This window comes from Saccharopolyspora flava (assembly GCF_900116135.1).
GTDB classification, from domain to species: domain Bacteria; phylum Actinomycetota; class Actinomycetes; order Mycobacteriales; family Pseudonocardiaceae; genus Saccharopolyspora; species Saccharopolyspora flava.
In genome coordinates this window covers 390,242-407,075 of record NZ_FOZX01000001.1, presented here as the reverse complement: position 1 = coordinate 407,075, position 16,834 = coordinate 390,242, and the positions used below count along the sequence as shown (strand labels likewise).

Genomic DNA, 16,834 nt, shown 5'->3' with positions numbered 1-16,834 from the left:
TCAGCCTCGTTCGTCGTGGGTGTCGCCGCGCGGCACCGGGATGCGCTCCAGCAGCTGCCGCACCAGGTCGGGGGCCGAGCGGCGGGCGGCGCGGGCCTCGCTGGTCAGCACCAGCCGGTGCGCCAGCACCGGGACCGACACGGCTTGCAGGTCGTCGGGGACGACGAAGTCGCGGCCGGCCAGCGCGGCCTGGGCGCGGGCGGCGCGCAGCAGTTGCAGCGTGGAGCGGGGGGAGGCGCCGAGCCGCAGCTCGGCGAGCTCGCGGGTGGCGGTGACCAGGTCGATCGCGTAGCGGCGGACGTCGGCGGAGGTGTGCACGCCGGCGACGATGCGCAGCAGCTCCTGCACCTCGGCGCTGTCGGCGACCGGCCGCAGCTGCCCGAGCGGGTCGTGCCCGCTGTGCTCGTCGACCATCGCCAGCTCGGCCTTGCGATCGGGGTAGCCGATGGAGACCCGCGCGGTGAAGCGGTCGCGCTGGGCCTCGGGCAGGGCGTAGGTGCCCTCCATCTCGATCGGGTTCTGGGTGGCGATGACCATGAACGGGGCGCCGAGCTCGTAGGTGTCGCCGTCGACGGTGACCTGCTGCTCCTCCATGCACTCCAGCAGCGCCGACTGCGTCTTCGGGGAGGCGCGGTTGATCTCGTCGCCCACCACGACGTTGGCGAACACCGGGCCGGGGCGGAACTCGAAGTTCTCGGTCTGCCGGTTGTAGATGGACACGCCGGTGATGTCGCTGGGCAGCAGGTCGGGCGTGAACTGGATGCGGCTGACCGTGCAGTCGATCGATCGCGCGAGCGCCTTGGCCAGCGAGGTCTTGCCGACCCCGGGCACGTCCTCGACCAGCAGGTGGCCCTCGGCGAGCAGGGTGACCAGCGCGATCCGGACCACCTCGGGCTTGCCGACGAGGACCTGCTCGACGTTGGCGGCGATGCGCTGGATGGTGCCGTGCACGCGGTCGATGCCGGGCGCGGCCGGGGCGGACGCGCCGGTCGTCGGACCGGACGCGCCGGTCAGCTGGGTTTTCGGCGTCACGCCACCTCCTGGATTTCGCCCTCCCGGCCGTGTCGGGCCCGCGGACCGGGGATGCCGGGAGGGACACCCGGACCGGGCCGGTGGAGCCGGGGCCGCGCTGCCCCACTTCACCCCACCACCGGAGCGCGGTCGATGCCGGGCCCCGAACGGACTGAGCATAACCGGCCGCCCGCGCAGTTGATCTACACGCGTGCTGACCGGCGGTTTTCGCCATGCCCCCGCCCATCGTGGCTGGTGCGCCGACGGTGGTGCGTGGTGGGGTGGGGGCCTGCGCGGCGCCCCGATTTCCCCCACTTCGCCCCCACGGCGCACTACCTGCGGAAACGTCGATGATCACACCGGGGTGAGCGGGGCGTTTCGTGTTGACGGTGGAGCGAAGTGGGGTACTGTGGGGCGCGGTGGGGCAAAAGGGGGTCCTGCTGCCTTCGTCGGCAGTTGAATCCCGCGTCGGTTTCCGGTGCGGAGCAGTCGTCGGCTGAGGGGATCCGGGCCGGGGGAGGTGGACCGGGATGTTTCTCGGCACCCATCACCCCAAGCTCGACGACAAGGGGCGCTTGACGCTGCCGGCGAAGTTCCGGGACGCACTGGCGGGGGGTCTGATGGTCACCAAGGGACAGGACCACTGCCTCTACGTCTTCCCGCGCGACGAGTTCGAGCAGATGGCGCGCAAGGTCGCCGAGGCTCCGTTCACCAACGAGGCGGTGCGCGCCTACCAGCGGTACCTGTTCGCCGGAACCGACGAGCAGCGTCCCGACGGCCAGGGGCGGATCTCCATCGCACCGGAGCTGCGGCGCTACGCGGAACTGAACAAGGAATGCGTGGTCATCGGTGCGATCACCCGCCTGGAGATCTGGCAGGCGGACAGGTGGCAGACCTACCTCGACGAGCACGAGGAGGGCTACGCCCAGGCGCAGGAGGAGGTGCTGCCCGGCGTGTTCTAGGCGTGACGGTCGGGTTTCGTGAGGCCTCGGTCCGCTCGGCTTTCGCCTCCTGGTGCATCTTCCCCGGCACCAGGAAGCGACGGGCGGGCGGGGACCTGACGGGATCCGGCGCCAGAGGGGGATTGACGCAACGGCGGTCGGTGCGCACTGACGGGTGCGCACCGATCGCTGGTTATGAGCAAGAACGGCACGCGGGAGGGAGGGACCGCAGTGGCCGACAAGCCGCATGAGACGGGCGGTTCCGCCCGCGACAAGCACGTGCCGGTGCTGCTGGAGCGCACGCTGGAGCTGCTGGAGCCCGCGCTGTCCCGGGACGGGGCGGTGGTCGTCGACGCCACGCTCGGCATGGGCGGGCACTCCGAGGCGATGCTGGCCGCGCACCCCGGGCTGCGCCTGATCGGGCTCGACCGGGACCCGGACGCGCTGCGCCTGGCGGGGGAGCGGCTCGCGCCCTACGCCGACCGGATCGACCTGGTGCACGCGGTCTACGACGAGTGGGACCGGGTGCTCGACGAGCTCGGACTGTCCACCGTGGACGCCGCGCTGTTCGACCTGGGCGTGTCCTCGCTGCAGCTGGACGAGGCCGGCCGCGGTTTCGCCTACGCGCAGGACGCGCCGCTGGACATGCGGATGGACTCGGGGGCGCCGCGGACCGCGGCCGACATCCTCAACACCTATCCGCACGAGGACCTCGCCCGGATCCTGCGGGTCTACGGCGAGGAGAAGTTCGCGGGCAAGATCGCCTCGGCGGTCATCCGCGAGCGCGAGAAGGAACCCTTCAGCACCAGCGCGCGGCTGGTCGAGCTGCTCTACAGCACGGTCCCGGCCGCCAGCAGGCGCACCGGCGGCCACCCGGCCAAGCGCACGTTCCAGGCGCTGCGCATCGAGGTCAACGCCGAGCTCGACGTGCTCGAGCGGGCGCTGCCCGCGGCGCTGGACTCGCTGGCGCCGGGCGGCCGGATCGCGGTCATGTCCTACCACTCGCTGGAGGACAAGATCACCAAGCGGGAGCTCGCCGACCGCGTGAAGTCCCGCACCCCGGTCGACCTGCCGGTCGAACTCCCCGGGCACGGGCCGGAATTCCGGCTGCTCACCCGGGGCGCCGAGCAGGCCGGTGCCGACGAGATCGAAACCAACCCCAGGGCGGCTTCGGTGCGGCTGCGCGCCGCCGAGCGGATCCGCGGGGGCAACGGCGAGGAGGCGACATGACTGCACCTGCACGTGCCAACGCGGCGTCACGAACCGAGGCCCAGACCGCGGAGAAGACCCGCACGACCCAGCCCTCCGGGCTGAAGTCGTCGCCGAAGAAGTCCGACAAGCGCCGGACCCGCTCGGCCGCGGCCGAGCGCGCCTACGCGCGGCGGGAGGAGCGCCGCGACCAGTCGGTGCGCCGCCCGCGCCAGATCCGGCAGGGCGCCGAGGAGCGGCGTCCCGTCGCGGCGATGCCGCGCGCCCGGCAGCTGGTGCACGATCGCGTCTCGACCCTGGCCCGGCTGCCGCTGGTCGTGGTCGTGATGGTGGTGCTGGCCACCGGCCTGGCCGCGACCCTGTGGCTGTCGATCTCGGCGGTGTCCGGCAGCTACCGGCTGCAGGAGGGCGAGACGCGGCTCAACGTGCTCAACGAGCGCAAGGAGCAGCTGCAGCGCGACGTCAGCACGATGGGTTCGACGCCGGAGATCCAGCGCCGCGCCGAGCAGGAGCTGGGCATGGTCAAGGCCCCGGCGCCCGCGCACCTGGTGCCGCAGCCGGACGGTTCGGTCGTGGTCGTGGGTGAGCCGGAGAAGGCCGTCGCCCCGCCGCCGCCCGCGCCGCCGGCTCCGCCGGTCGTGCCCGGCCAGCCGGTTCCGGGCCAGCCGACTCCGGGGCAGCCCGCGCCGCAGCAGGCGGGTGCGCCGGGTCAGGCCGGTGCTCCGGCCGCGCCCGCCCAGCCCGCTCCGCAGCAGGACCCGGCCGCGGCGCAGGCGATGGGGCGCTGATGCCGCGCAGGCCCCAGGCTCGAGGTCGCACCGCCCGCACCAACGTCGCCGGCAGCAACCGGCGGTTGTTGGTCGGGCGGTTGCTCATGGTCATCGCGTTGCTGGTGGCCGGTGTCAAGCTCGTCCAGGTCCAGGGCGTGGAGGCCGGTGCGCTGTCCAGCCAGGCCGAGAAGCAGCGGATCACCAAGGACGCGATCCCCGCCGACCGCGGGTCCATCGTGGACCGCAACTCCACCGTGCTCGCCTTCTCCAGCGAGGCGCGTCAGCTCTACGCCAACCCGCGTCAGCTCACCCGCGACTTCGACGAGCAGCACGCCAAGGACCCGAGCAAACCGACCTCGGCGCAGTACAAGCAGGAGGTCGCCCGGTTCATCGCCAAGACGCTGCCCGGGCAGATCACCGAGCAGGAAGTGCTCGACGCGCTGTTCAAGGACGCCGGGTTCACCTACTTCGGGCCGGAGATCGACCCCAGCAAGGCCAACCTGATCACCGAGAAGTACCCGCACATCGGTGCCGAGTACCGCGCGACCCGCGAGTACCCGGCGGGCAACCTGGCGGCCAACGTCATAGGAGCCGCGAACTGGCGGATGGACGACCGCAAGGTCGAGGGCCAGATCGGCCTGGAGGCCGCGATGGACGACGTCCTCGCCGGCCGCAACGGCACCAAGGTCTCCGACACCGCGATGGGCTCCAGCCTGGTCATCCCGGGCACCGAGCGGGAGCTGGAACCGGCCACGCCGGGCTCCGACGTGCAGCTGACGCTGGACTCCGACCTGCAGTACATGGTGCAGCGGGAGGTGTCGGACTACGCCGCGCGGGCGGGCGCGAAGAACGCCAGCGCCGTGGTTCTCGACGCCAAGACCGGTGAGGTCTACGCGCTGGCCAACGACAAGACCTTCGACCCGCGCGGACCGTGGGTCGGCAACCTCGGCAACCCGGCGGTGACCACCCCGTACGAGCCCGGCTCGGTGAACAAGGTGATCACCGCGGCGGGGGCGATCGAGAACGGCCTGGTCAAGCCGGATCAGGTGCTGCAGGTGCCGGGCAGCATCAAGGTCGCCGACCGCACCGTCGGCGATGCCTGGGACCACGGCACGATCGGGCTGACCTTCACCGGCGTGCTGGGCAAGTCCTCCAACGTGGGGACGCTGATGGTGGCCCAGCAGCTCGGCGAGCAGCGCTGGTACGACCTCGCGAAGGCCTTCGGGCTCGGCAAGCCGACCGGCATCGGGCTGCCCGGCGAGAGCGGCGGCAGCCTCCCGGCGCGGGAGAACTGGTCGGGCTCGACGTTCGCGAACCTGCCGATCGGGCAGGGCCTGTCGATGACGGTGCTGCAGATGGCCGGCATGTACCAGGCCATCGCCAACGACGGCGTGCGGATGCCGCCGCGCATCATCGAGGCCGAGGTGCGCCCGGACGGCACTCGCGTGGAGCGGCCGCGTCCGGAGCCGGTGCGGGTGGTGAGCCCGCAGACGGCGCACACGGTCAGGGACATGCTGCGCGCGGTGGTGCAGAACGGTCCGGGCAGTGCCAACGACGGCACGGGTTCGGCGGCGGCGCTGCCGGGCTACCAGGTGTCGGGCAAGACGGGCACGGCGCAGCAGATCGATCCGGACTGCCGCTGCTACAGCCAGTCGAAGTACTGGATCACCTTCGCCGGCATGGTTCCCGCGGACAACCCGCGTTTCGTGGTGGGCCTGATGCTCGACGCGCCGTCGGGCTCGCGCGAATCCAGCTCGGCGGCACCGCTGTTCAACAGCATCGCCTCCTTCCTCACCCAGCGGTACCAGATCCCGCTGTCCAAGGAACCCGCTCCGTTGCAGACCCTCCAGGTCCAGTGACGTTCGTGGGTGGGGACAGTTTTCATGAAAACTGTCCCCACCCACGAACCCCTCTCTCGTCGAAGTTTTCATGAAAACTGTCCCCTCCCAGGGATCTCTCCCGAGTTGAAGTTTTCATGAAAACTTCCCTCTCCTCAGGGGTGAGGGGACCGTCTGAATTGGGGTTGTGCAGGGGTTTTGCGGGGATCTCCGGTCGGGGTGGTGGTCCCGGGAGGGTGTCAGTTTTCATGAAAACTTCCTCTGTCCTGGGAGCCCGCCGTGGGTGAGGGGTTCCGGGGTGTTCGGGAGGGGTCCTGGGAGTGGGAGAGGGTGAGGAACAGGGCCGCGGCGGCGAAGCCGCAGAGGGCCAGGAGGTAGAGGCCCGCGGTGTCGGAGTGCAGCGTCGACTCGATCCAGGTCTTGGCGACCGGGGCGACGAAGCCGCCGAGGTTGCCCAGCGAGTTGATCAGGCCGATCCCGGCCGCCGCAGCGGTCCCGGTGAGGTAGGCGGCGGGGATCGTCCAGAACACCGGCTGCACCGCGATGTAGCCCGCGGCGGCCACCGACAGGCCCGCGATGGCCAGGACCGGGTTGCCGAAGGTGGCCGAGGCCGCGATGCCGACCGAGCCCAGCGCGGCGCAGCCGGCCGCGACGAAGCGCTTCGTCGGCTGGGCCAGCCGGTCCGCGGCGGTGTTGACCGCGATGTTCGCGATCAGCGCGACCGTCCACGGGATCGCGGTGATCAGGCCGACCAGCAGCCCGACCTCGCTGCCGACGGCCTCCGACACCTGCGTCGGCAGGTAGAACGTCATGCCGTAGACGCTGCACTGGATCAGGAAGTAGATCAGGCAGAAGTACAGCACCCGGGGGTTCACCAGACCTGACAGCAGCCGGTGCGGGCCGGGTTTGGCCTCGTCCTCGGCCGCCAGCGCGCTCCGCAGCGCGCCGCGCTGCTCCTCGGTGAGCCACTTCGCCTGCGCCGGGGTGTCGTCGAGGTAGAACAGCGCCCACACGCCGACCGCGCACGCGATGAGGCCTTCGACGGCGAACATCCACTGCCAGCCCAGGATTCCGGCGACGCCGTCGAGCTCCAGCAGCGCACCGGACAGCGGTGCGCCCAGCACCGAGGCCAGCGGGATGCCGAAGTAGAACAGCGCGTTCCAGCGGGCGCGGAACGCGTGCGGGACCCAGTAGGTGATGTAGAGGATCACGCCGGGGAAGAACCCGGCTTCGGCGACGCCGAGCAGGAAGCGCATCAGGTAGAACACGAACTCGCTGTTGACCAGCGACATCGCCGCCGAGATGACGCCCCAGGTGACCATGATCCGGCACATCCACCAGCGGGCGCCGACCCGCGTCATGATCAGGTTGCTGGGCACCTCGAACAGCGCGTAGCCGATGAAGAACAGCCCCGCGCCCAGGGCGTAGGCGGCGTTCGAGATCCCGGTGTGGGCCTGGAACTCCTCCTTGGCGAAGCCGATGTTGACGCGGTCGAGGAACGCGATGACGTACATCAGGAACAGGAACGGGATCAGCCGCACCATGACTCGCCGCACCGCTGATCGCAGCGCCGGGGTCTCGGGTCGCACCTGGCCTCCTCGATGAGGTTCGGCATGTCGAACGTCGTCCGTGACGCGGATCACGAGAGTAGGGGCCGCTGATCAGCGGCGTCAACGGTCGTGTTCGAAATGGCAACCGCTGTTCGAGATTGCGGATGGACTATTGCGCGGTGTCGTTCGAACTGGTTGTGTCGGTCACATCCGCTGGAGACCACAGCACGGGAGGACGCGATGAGCACGCCGCGGCGCAGCGCCAGCTGGTTCGGGGCCTACGGGCGGGCGGGCATGACCGCCCGGTCCTGGGTGAAGAACCAGGGCTACAGCGACGAGGTGTTCGACGGCAGACCGGTCATCGGCATCGGCACCACCTGGTCGGAACTGGCTCCGTGCAACGCCCATCAGCAGCGCATCGCCGAATCCGTCAAGCGCGGCGTGTGGCAGGCGGGCGGGTTCCCGCTGGAGTTCCCGAACATGGCGCTCGGCGAGACGCTGATGCGCCCGACCACGATGCTCTACCGGAACCTGCTGGCCATGCAGGCCGAGGAGACCATCCGCGCCAACCCGCTCGACGGCCTGGTGCTGCTGTCCGGCTGCGACAAGACGACGCCGGGGCTGCTGATGGCGGCCTCCAGCGTCGACCTGCCGGCCGTGATGCTCACCGGCGGTCCGATGCTCAACGGCAAGTACCGGGGCACCGACATCGGTTCCGGTACCGCCGTGTGGCAGGCCGAGGCCGACCTGGTCGCGGGCAAGATCGACCAGGAGGAGTGCTACTTCATCGAGGGCTGCATGTCCCGCTCCAACGGGCACTGCATGACGATGGGCACCGCCTCCACCATGGCCTGCATCGTCGAGGCGCTGGGCATGCAGCTGCCCTACGCCGCGTCTTGGCCGGCCGTCGACGCCCGCCGCTACGCGACCGCGCAGCAGACCGGGCAGCGGATCGTGGAGATGGTCGCCGAGGACCTCAAGCCCTCCGACGTCCTGACCCGCGAGGCGTTCCGCAACGCCATCCGCGCCAACGCCGCCATCGGCGGATCCACCAACGCCGTGGTGCACCTGATCGCGATCGCCAAGCGGGTGGGCGTGGAGCTCACCGTCGACGACTTCGACCTCGACACCCGCGAGGTGCCGACGCTGGTGAACCTGCAGCCCAGCGGCAAGTTCCTGATGGAGGACTTCTGCTACGCGGGCGGGCTCCCTGCGGTGCTCAAGGAGCTCGGCGACCTGGTCGACCGCGAGGCCATCACCGTCAACGGCAAGACCATGGGCGAGAACATCGCCGACGCCGAGGTGCACAACCGGGAGGTCATCACCTCCTTCGACGAGCCGTTCCAGGCCGTCGGCACCGGCACCGCCGTGCTGCGCGGCTCGCTGGCGCCCGGCGGTGCGGTGATCAAGCAGTCGGCGGCCTCGCCGAGGCTGCTGGTGCACCGGGGCACGGCCCGGGTCTTCGAGGACGTCGACGAGTACTACGCGGTCTGCTCCGACGACGACCTCGACGTCGACGAGAACACCGTGCTGGTGGTGCGCAACGCCGGGCCGAAGGGCTACCCCGGGATGCCGGAGGTCGCCAACGTGCCGGTGCCGAAGAAGGTGCAGGACGCCGGGTTCGACGACATCGTCCGCATCTCCGACGGCCGCATGAGCGGCACCGCCTACGGCACGGTGATCCTGCACGTCACGCCCGAGGCGGCCGCGGGCGGTCCGCTGGCCTTCGTCCGCACCGGCGACACGATCAGCATCGACGTGCCCAACCGGACGCTGGACCTGGAGATCTCCGAGGAGGAGTTCGAGCGGCGCCGCGCCGAGTGGAAGGACCCCGACAACCCCTACGAGCGGGGCTGGCAGCGCCTCTACTACGACCACGTCCTGCAGGCCTCCGACGGAGCCGACCTCGACTTCCTCGTCGGCAAGTCCGGCCGCTACGTCCCCCGAGACGGCCACTGACCCCTTCCCCGGGTCAAAACCTGCGGTATTCGACCGGTCAAAACCTGCGGTTTTCGTCGGGTCGAATACCGCGGTTTTTGACCCGACGAATACCGCAGGTTTTGACCTGGGGTGGGGTGGTGATTTTTCACGTGAGTGGATCGGGGTTCGTGAATTTCTGGCGGGACTTCGGAACGTTATAGGTCCGGAATGTCGTGGGGTGGGGGTTCGGCCGGGTTCGGTCGTGGCCCCTGCGAGCCGGGAAAACGGACACCGCGGCCTCGTCTCGTCACGCTTCGGAACGGTCGTGCACGGGGTGTCGAGACCGGCCGCGCGAACCGGGTCGCGCCCGGCCGGTCGTTGCTCGGTTCGGAGCAGTGCCGAGGCGGCCGAACGGGTGGGCGACCATGGAGATGCGTCCGCCGGTGGTACCGGTAGCCTTGCGCGACGTGCCTTCCGCGGTCGCGACCGCCCCGCCTCGACCCACCCACGTCGAGCCGGTGGCGATCAAAAAGCTCGCCGATGAGATCGGCGCGCGCGTGGTGCGCGTACCCGGTTGTCCCGCTGCTGACGTGGCGGTCACCGGGGCCACACTCCGCGCGCAACACGTGCGTTCCGGCGACGTCTTCGCCGCCCTGCCCGGCGTGCGCGTGCACGGTGCCGACTTCGCCGAGCAGGCGCTGGACGCGGGCGCGCACGCGGTGCTCACCGACGCCGAGGGGATCCTCCGCGCCGAGCTGACCGAGCACCCCGCCGTGCGCGAGGGCCGCGTCGCCCTGCTGGAGCACGACGACCCGCGCGGCGTCCTCGGCAGGGCCTCCGCGCTGATCTACGGCGACCCCTCCAGCAAGCTGCAGATCCTCGGCGTCACCGGCACGTCCGGCAAGACCACCACCAGCTACCTGCTGGAGTCCGCGCTCAACGCCGCCGGGCTCACCACCGGCCAGATCGGCACGGTGGAGACCCGCATCGCCGGCGAGCGCCTGGACAGCGCCTTCACCACCCCCGAGGCCCCCGACCTGCAGGCGCTGCTGGCCGTGATGGTCGAGCACGACGTCAGCACGGTCGCGATGGAGGTCTCCAGCCACGCGCTGGCGATGGGCCGCGTGTCGGGAACCCGCTTCGCCGTGGGCGCCTTCAGCAACCTGTCCCAGGACCACCTGGACTTCCACCGCGACCTGGAGGACTACTTCCAGGCGAAGGCGCTGCTGTTCGACGGCCGCGCCGAGCGCGAGGTTGTGTGCGTCGACGGCGACTGGGGCCGCAGGCTGGTCAAGCCCGGCACGATCACGGTCTCCACCGAGACCGGCGACGCCGACTGGACCGCCACCGACGTCACCGCCTACCCGACCGGCGAGCAGACCTTCACCGCGCACGGCCCGGACGGCCTGGAGCTGCCGATCCGGCTGCGCCTGCCCGGCCCGTTCAACGTGGCCAACGCGCTGCTGGCGATCGGCGTGCTGCACGCCGCCGGGGTGCCGAGCGAGGCCATCGAGCGAGGCCTGGCCGAGGTCGACGTGCCGGGCCGGATGGAGCGTGTCGCGCTCGGGCAGGACTTCACCGCTGTGGTGGACTACTCGCACAAGCCCGGCGCGGTCTCGGCCGTGCTGGACGCCGCGCGGGCGCAGGTCGACGGTGACGTCATCGTCGTCCTGGGCTGCGGAGGCGATCGCGACACCGCCAAGCGACCCCTGATGGGCGAGGCCGCCGCACGGCGGTCGGGGCTGCTCATCGTCACCGACGACAACCCGCGGAGCGAGGACCCGGCCGACATCCGGGCCGCGATGCTGGCGGGGGCCCAGGAGGTGCCCACCGGCGAGCGTGGTGAGGTGATCGAGATCGGCGACCGCCGCGCGGCCATCGTCGCCGCGGTCGAACGCGCCAAGCCCGGCGACATCGTGGTCGTCGCGGGCAAGGGCCACGAGACAGGACAGGAGGTGGCGGGCGTGGTGCACCCCTTCTCGGACCGGGAGGAGCTGGCCGCCGCGCTGCGCCATAGGCTTGGCCGCAACGAAGAAACCCAAGATCGTCGGGGGCGGGACACCACAGCGGGCGCGTGAGCGCCGCAACGCTGGGCAGCAGACCAGGAGGCCGGGTGCCAACCCGGCCTGCCGGGCGCGGGTGTCGCGCGAGAACACCGAGGAGGCAGGTTGATCCGGCTCAGCCTCGCTGACATCGCTTCGGCGGTGGACGGCAGGCTTCACCGTGCGGAAGGTTCGGAGATCGTCAGCGCCGGGGTCGAGTTCGACTCGCGCAAGATCACCGACGGCGGGCTGTTCGTGGCCGTGCCGGGAGAACGCGTCGACGGGCACGACTTCGCCGCGCAGGCGATCGCCGACGGCGCGACCGGCGTGCTCGCCGCGCGCGAGGTGGACGCCCCCGCAGTGCTGGTGCCCACGGCGCCGGTCGGAGAGCGGTCGGGCGCGATGGCGCTGGCGGGCGACACCGACGGCACCGGCGCCGCCGTGCTCACCGGGCTGGCGAAGCTGGCCCGCCACGTCGTGGACCGGCTCCCGCAGCTGGCCGTCGTGGGCGTGACCGGCTCGTCCGGCAAGACGTCCACCAAGGACCTGATCGCGCAGCTGCTGACCCCGATGGGGCCGACGGTCGCGCCGCCCGGCTCGTTCAACAACGAGCTCGGCCACCCCTGGACGGTGCTGCGCGCCGACGAGAGCACCCGGCACCTGGTGCTGGAGCTGTCGGCTCGCGGCGTCGGGCACATCGCGGCCCTCTGCGAGGTCGCGCCGCCGCGCATCGGCGTGGTGCTCAACGTCGGTCACGCGCACCTCGGCGAGTTCGGCTCGCAGGAGGCGGTCGCGCAGGCCAAGGGCGAGCTCGTCGAGTCACTTCCCGAGGACGGCGTCGCGGTGCTCAACGCCGACGACCCGCTGGTGGCGGCGATGGCCGAGCGGACCCGGGCGCGCGTGGTGTTCGTCGGCGAGTCCCCGAACGCGCACGTGCGCGCGGAGGACGTCGAGGTCGACGAGCAGGCGCGGCCCACGTTCACGCTGGTCACCGAGGCCGGCAAGGAGCGGGTGACGCTGCCGCTGTTCGGCGAGCACCACGTCGGCAACGCGCTGTCGGCCGCGGCCGTCGCGCTGGAGCTGGGTGCCGCGCTGCCGCAGGTCGCCGAGCGCCTGGGCGCGGTCGAGCGCGTCTCGGCCCGCCGCATGGAGGTCGCCGAGACCCCGGGCGGCGTCACCGTCGTCAACGACGCCTACAACGCCAACCCCGAGTCGGTGCGCGCCGCGCTGAAGACGCTGGCCGCGATGACCCGGGGGCGTCCCGCGCGGGCGTGGGCCGTGCTCGGGCCGATGGCCGAGCTCGGCGACGCCGACGTGGAGGCGCACGACGAGATCGGGCGGCTGGCCGTCCGGCTGAACATCGACCGGCTCGTGGTGGTCGGCGAACAGGCCCAGGCGATGCACCAGGCCGCGTCGCTGGAGGGGTCGTGGGGAGAGGAATCGGTGCTGGTTCCGGACATCGACGCGGCCGTCGCGCTGCTGCGCGCCGAGCTGCGCCCCGGTGATGTGGTCTTGACCAAGGCGTCCAACTCCGCCGGGCTGTGGCGGGTCGCGGAAGCGTTGTTCGCCGATGGCGCTAATGGAGAGCAGCAGCAGTGAAGCCGATTCTGATTTCCGCCGCGGTGGCGCTCGTCGTCTCGATCCTGTTCACGCCTTACCTGATCCGGGTGTTCTCCCGGCAGGGCTTCGGGCAGGAGATCCGCGAGGAGGTGCAGGGCCAGCACTCCGCCAAGCGCGGCACGCCGACGATGGGCGGCATGGCCATCCTGGTCGCGATGTGGTGCGGCTACCTGGTGACCCACCTGGTGATGGGCGATCAGCCCACGGCCACCGGGCTGCTGGTGCTGGGGCTGACCACGGCGCTGGGCATCGTCGGGTTCCTCGACGACTTCATCAAGATCCGCAAGCAGCGCAACCTCGGCCTGAACAAGACCGCGAAGCTGGTCGGTCAGCTGGTGGCCTCGGTGCTGTTCGCGATCCTGGCGATCCAGTTCCCCAACCGCAACGGCGTCACGCCGGCGTCGGTGGACCTGTCGTTCCTGCGGGACATCACGGTGATCTCGTTCGGCGCGGTCGGGTTCGTGATCTTCGCCTACATCGCGATCAGCGGCTGGTCCAACGCCGTGAACTTCACCGACGGCATGGACGGCCTGGCCGGTGGCACGGCGGCGATGGTGCTGGCGACCTACGTGCTGATCTCGTTCTGGCAGCTGCGCAACGACTGCTTCGGCGCCGGTCCGGCCCCGGGCTGCTACACGGTCCGCGACCCGCTGGACATCGCGGTGGTCGCCGCGGCGGCGATGGCCGCCTGCGTCGGGTTCCTGTGGTGGAACGCGGCCCCGGCGAAGATCTTCATGGGTGACACCGGTTCGCTGGCGCTGGGCGGTCTGCTGGCCGGTCTGTCGATGGCGACCCGCACCGAACTGCTGATGATCATCATCGGTGGCGTGTTCGTCGTCGAGGCGCTGTCGGTGGTGCTGCAGATCGTGGTGTTCCGGACGACCCGTCGACGGCTGTTCCGGATGGCCCCGTTCCACCACCACTTCGAGCTGGCGGGCTGGGCCGAGACCACGGTCATCATCCGCTTCTGGGTGCTGGCCGGCATCAGCTGCATGTTCGGCGTCGGCCTCTTCTACGCCGACTGGCTGGCCCTGGCCCGGTAATTTCGGACGTGACGGAGAACGAGCAGGGAGGCGGGACCGTGAGCCGGTACCGAGGGAAGCGGGTGCTGGTCGCCGGTGCCGGGGTGTCCGGGCGGTCGGCGGCCGAAGCGCTGCTGGCGGTGGGCGCCGAGGTGACGGTCACCGACGGTTCCGCCGACCGGCTCACCGCCCTGGCCTCGCTGGAATCGCAGGGCGCGCGGCTGGTTCCGGGCCTCGACGCCCCGCCGGAGGACGTCGACCTGGTGGTCACCAGCCCCGGCTGGCGGCCCACCGCGCCGCTGCTGTCGGCCGCCGCCGACGCCGGGGTCGAGGTCATCGGCGAGGTGGAACTCGCCTGGTGGCTCGACCAGGACAAGCCCGAGGGGCCGTCCACCTGGCTCGCGGTCACCGGCACCAACGGCAAGACCACCACCGTGAGCATGCTGGAGTCGATCCTGCGCGCCGCCGGTGAGGAAGTCGTGGCCTGCGGCAACGTCGGCCTGCCGGTGGTGGACGCGGTCCGCGCCGGCCACCGGGTGCTGGCGGTGGAGCTGTCCAGCTTCCAGCTGCACTGGCAGTCCGCGCTGCGCCCGAAGGCCGCCGCGGTGCTCAACCTCGCCGACGACCACCTCGACTGGCACGGCTCGCTGGAGTCCTACGGCGAGGCGAAGGCGAAGGTGTTCGCGGGCAACGAGGTCGCGGTGTTCAACGCCGACGACACCTGGTCGTCCCGGCTCGTCGGCTCCGCCGGGGGACGGCGCGTGTCGTTCACCCTCGGTGCCCCCGCCGACGGGCAGCTCGGCGTGGCCGAGGACCGGCTGCTGGACCGGGCTTTCGGCACCGACGTCGTGCTCGCCGAGCTCTCCGAGGTCCGCCCGGCGGGCCCGCACAACGTCGCCAACGCGCTCGCCGCCGCCGCGCTGGCCCGCGCGCACGGCGTCGCGGCGGAGGCCGTGGCCGAGGGGCTGCGGACCTTCGAACCCGGCGCGCACCGCTCGGTCGTCGTCGCCGAAGCCGCCGGGGTGTCCTACGTGGACGATTCCAAGGCGACCAACCCGCACGCCGCCGACGCCGCGCTGCGCGCCCACGACTCCGTCGTCTGGATCGCGGGCGGCCTGCTCAAGGGCGCCGACGTCGAGGACCTGGTGCGCGCCAACGCCGGCCGCCTCGCCGCGGTCGTGCTCATCGGCCGCGACCGCGCTGAGTTCTCCGCCGCACTCGGCCGACACGCCCCCGATGTGCCCGTGGACGAGGTCGCAGCGGGGGACGATGCGGGCATGCTCGAAGCGGTTCGCCTCGCTCATGACCACGCGCGCCCCGGTTCGGCGGTGCTGCTCGCCCCGGCCGCCGCGTCGATGGACATGTTCACCGACTACGCCCACCGCGGCCGCGCCTTCGCCGACGCGGTGCGCGCAGTGCTGTCCGAAACCCCGGCGGCGACGACCCGCGGCGGGTGATCGGGGTGGCCACCGCTGCGACGAAGACCGCCGCCCGCGAGCCCCGCAAGCGCGCCGGGGTGACCGTGCTGTCCACGCTGACGGCCTGGCTGACCCGCCCGCTGGCCTCGTTCCACCTGCTGCTGGCCGTCTTCGGCCTGCTCACGGTGTTCGGCCTGGTCATGGTGCTCTCGGCGTCCAGCGTCGACTCGTTCAACCGGGACGGCTCGTCCTACAGCGTGTTCGTCAAGCAGGTCATGTACTGCGTCGCCGGGCTCGTGCTGTTCTACATCGCGCTGCGCGTGCCGGTGCGGCTGCTGCGCCGCTACAGCCTCGGGCTGCTGGCCTTCTGCCTCGGCCTGCTGGCGCTCGTGCTGATCCCCGGCGTGGGCACCGAGCTCAACGGCGCCCGCAGCTGGTTCGTCGTCGGCGGCGTGTCCTTCCAGCCCGTCGAGTTCGCCAAGGTCGCCTTCGCGCTGTGGGGCGCGCACGTGCTGGTCACCAAGCGCGGCCTGATGACCCAGTACCGGCACCTGCTGGTGCCCGTGGTGCCCGCCGCGCTGCTGATGTTCACGCTCGTGATGCTGCAGCCCGACCTCGGCTCCACGATCACGCTGTTCGTGGTGCTGCTGGCGCTGCTGTGGTTCGCCGGTGCGCCGCTGCGGCTGTTCGGGATGATGGCGCTGGGCGGGCTCACCGGCGGCATCATGCTCGCGATGATCGCCGAGTACCGGATGGCGCGGCTGACCTCGTTCCTCGACCCGGCCTCGGACCCCTCCGGCAACGGCTACCAGGCGATGCAGGCGCTGTTCGCGCTCGCCGACGGCGGGCTGATGGGACGCGGACTCGGCCAGGGCTGGTCGAAGTGGCAGTACCTGCCCAACGTGCACAACGACTACATCTTCGCGGTCATCGGCGAGGAGCTCGGCTTCATCGGCTGCGCCGTGGTGCTCATGCTCTACGCCACCACCGCCTACGTCGGGATGCGCATCGCGTTCCGCAACACCGACCCGTTCATCCGGCTGGTCGCGGCGACCCTGACCACCTGGCTCGTCGGCCAGGCCGTGATCAACATCGGGTACGTGGTCGGCCTGCTGCCCACCACCGGGCTGCCGCTGCCGCTGATCTCCTCCGGCGGGTCCTCGGTGGTCACCAGCATGCTGGTGTTCGGGCTGCTCGCGAACTTCGCCCGGCACGAACCCGAAGCCATCGCCGCGCTACGGTCTCTGGGACCGGGGCGGGTCGGCAGGCTGCTGCGACTGCCCACCCCGGCGCCCTACCGTCCGCCGGCCAGGCGGAAGACTTCCCGGCCCGTTCCCAAGACCCGGCCCGGCGCCAAGAGCGCCGGCGCGTCCGGAACGCGCCGGAGCGGAGCACAACCCCGCGCACGAGGTGCGCGCAGCGGGCCCGGATCCCGGGCTCAGACACGAGGAGGACACCGTTGAGCGGGGACCAGACGGTCCGCATCCAGCACC

Annotated in this window: 12 protein-coding genes; 10 read left to right on the top strand and 2 right to left on the bottom strand. The window is 71.3% G+C overall.

Going from position 1 to position 16,834, the window contains the following annotated elements:
- Nucleotides 1-1,032, bottom strand: a complete 1,032-nt coding sequence (locus BM424_RS01760; protein WP_093413179.1) for an AAA family ATPase — start codon at nt 1,030-1,032, stop codon at nt 1-3.
- 509 nt (nt 1,033-1,541) lie between these two features.
- On the opposite strand from BM424_RS01760, the gene mraZ reads away from it, so the two are divergent.
- The 4 genes from mraZ to BM424_RS01740 all read left to right on the top strand — a co-directional run bounded on the left by mraZ (nt 1,542) and on the right by BM424_RS01740 (nt 5,790).
- On the top strand, nt 1,542-1,973 hold the full coding sequence (gene mraZ / locus BM424_RS01755) for a division/cell wall cluster transcriptional repressor MraZ (RefSeq protein WP_093413177.1): 432 nt from the start codon (nt 1,542-1,544) through the stop codon (nt 1,971-1,973).
- A gap of 174 nt (nt 1,974-2,147) precedes the next feature.
- A complete protein-coding gene (rsmH, locus tag BM424_RS01750; RefSeq protein WP_093413176.1) occupies nt 2,148-3,182 on the top strand; it encodes a 16S rRNA (cytosine(1402)-N(4))-methyltransferase RsmH in 1,035 nt (344 codons plus the stop codon).
- On the top strand, nt 3,179-3,949 hold the full coding sequence (ftsL, locus tag BM424_RS01745; protein ID WP_093413174.1) for a cell division protein FtsL: 771 nt from the start codon (nt 3,179-3,181) through the stop codon (nt 3,947-3,949). The genes rsmH and ftsL overlap by 4 nt, the downstream gene beginning before the upstream one ends.
- Nucleotides 3,949-5,790, top strand: a complete 1,842-nt coding sequence (locus BM424_RS01740) for a peptidoglycan D,D-transpeptidase FtsI family protein (protein WP_093413173.1) — start codon at nt 3,949-3,951, stop codon at nt 5,788-5,790. The genes ftsL and BM424_RS01740 overlap by 1 nt, the downstream gene beginning before the upstream one ends.
- A gap of 218 nt (nt 5,791-6,008) precedes the next feature.
- Here BM424_RS01740 and BM424_RS01735 read toward each other — a convergent pair whose 3' ends face one another.
- The gene (locus BM424_RS01735) at nt 6,009-7,358 is read right to left on the bottom strand and encodes an MFS transporter (protein WP_245775545.1); all 1,350 of its coding nucleotides are present in this window, start codon (nt 7,356-7,358) and stop codon (nt 6,009-6,011) included.
- A gap of 201 nt (nt 7,359-7,559) precedes the next feature.
- On the opposite strand from BM424_RS01735, the gene BM424_RS01730 reads away from it, so the two are divergent.
- From BM424_RS01730 to ftsW, 6 genes are all read left to right on the top strand, one after another.
- Nucleotides 7,560-9,278: an IlvD/Edd family dehydratase gene (locus tag BM424_RS01730; protein WP_093413171.1), complete on the top strand. Its 1,719-nt coding sequence runs from the start codon at nt 7,560-7,562 to the stop codon at nt 9,276-9,278.
- A 392-nt stretch (nt 9,279-9,670) separates the two neighbouring features.
- Nucleotides 9,671-11,317 carry a UDP-N-acetylmuramoyl-L-alanyl-D-glutamate--2,6-diaminopimelate ligase gene (locus BM424_RS01725; RefSeq protein WP_175547949.1) on the top strand — a complete coding sequence of 549 codons (1,647 nt, stop codon included), beginning with the start codon at nt 9,671-9,673 and terminating at the stop codon, nt 11,315-11,317.
- Between the two features lie 90 nt (nt 11,318-11,407).
- A complete protein-coding gene (locus BM424_RS01720; protein WP_093413168.1) occupies nt 11,408-12,880 on the top strand; it encodes a UDP-N-acetylmuramoyl-tripeptide--D-alanyl-D-alanine ligase in 1,473 nt (490 codons plus the stop codon).
- Entirely contained in the window at nt 12,877-13,944 is a 1,068-nt protein-coding gene (gene mraY, locus BM424_RS01715; RefSeq protein ID WP_093413166.1) for a phospho-N-acetylmuramoyl-pentapeptide-transferase, read from the top strand. The genes BM424_RS01720 and mraY overlap by 4 nt, the downstream gene beginning before the upstream one ends.
- Nucleotides 13,945-13,982: 38 nt before the next feature.
- Nucleotides 13,983-15,380, top strand: coding sequence for a UDP-N-acetylmuramoyl-L-alanine--D-glutamate ligase (gene murD / locus BM424_RS01710; RefSeq protein WP_139273987.1), 1,398 nt, complete (start codon nt 13,983-13,985; stop codon nt 15,378-15,380).
- Between the two features lie 5 nt (nt 15,381-15,385).
- On the top strand, nt 15,386-16,804 hold the full coding sequence (ftsW, locus tag BM424_RS01705) for a putative lipid II flippase FtsW (RefSeq protein WP_093414542.1): 1,419 nt from the start codon (nt 15,386-15,388) through the stop codon (nt 16,802-16,804).
- The last annotated feature ends 30 nt before the right edge of the window (nt 16,805-16,834 follow it).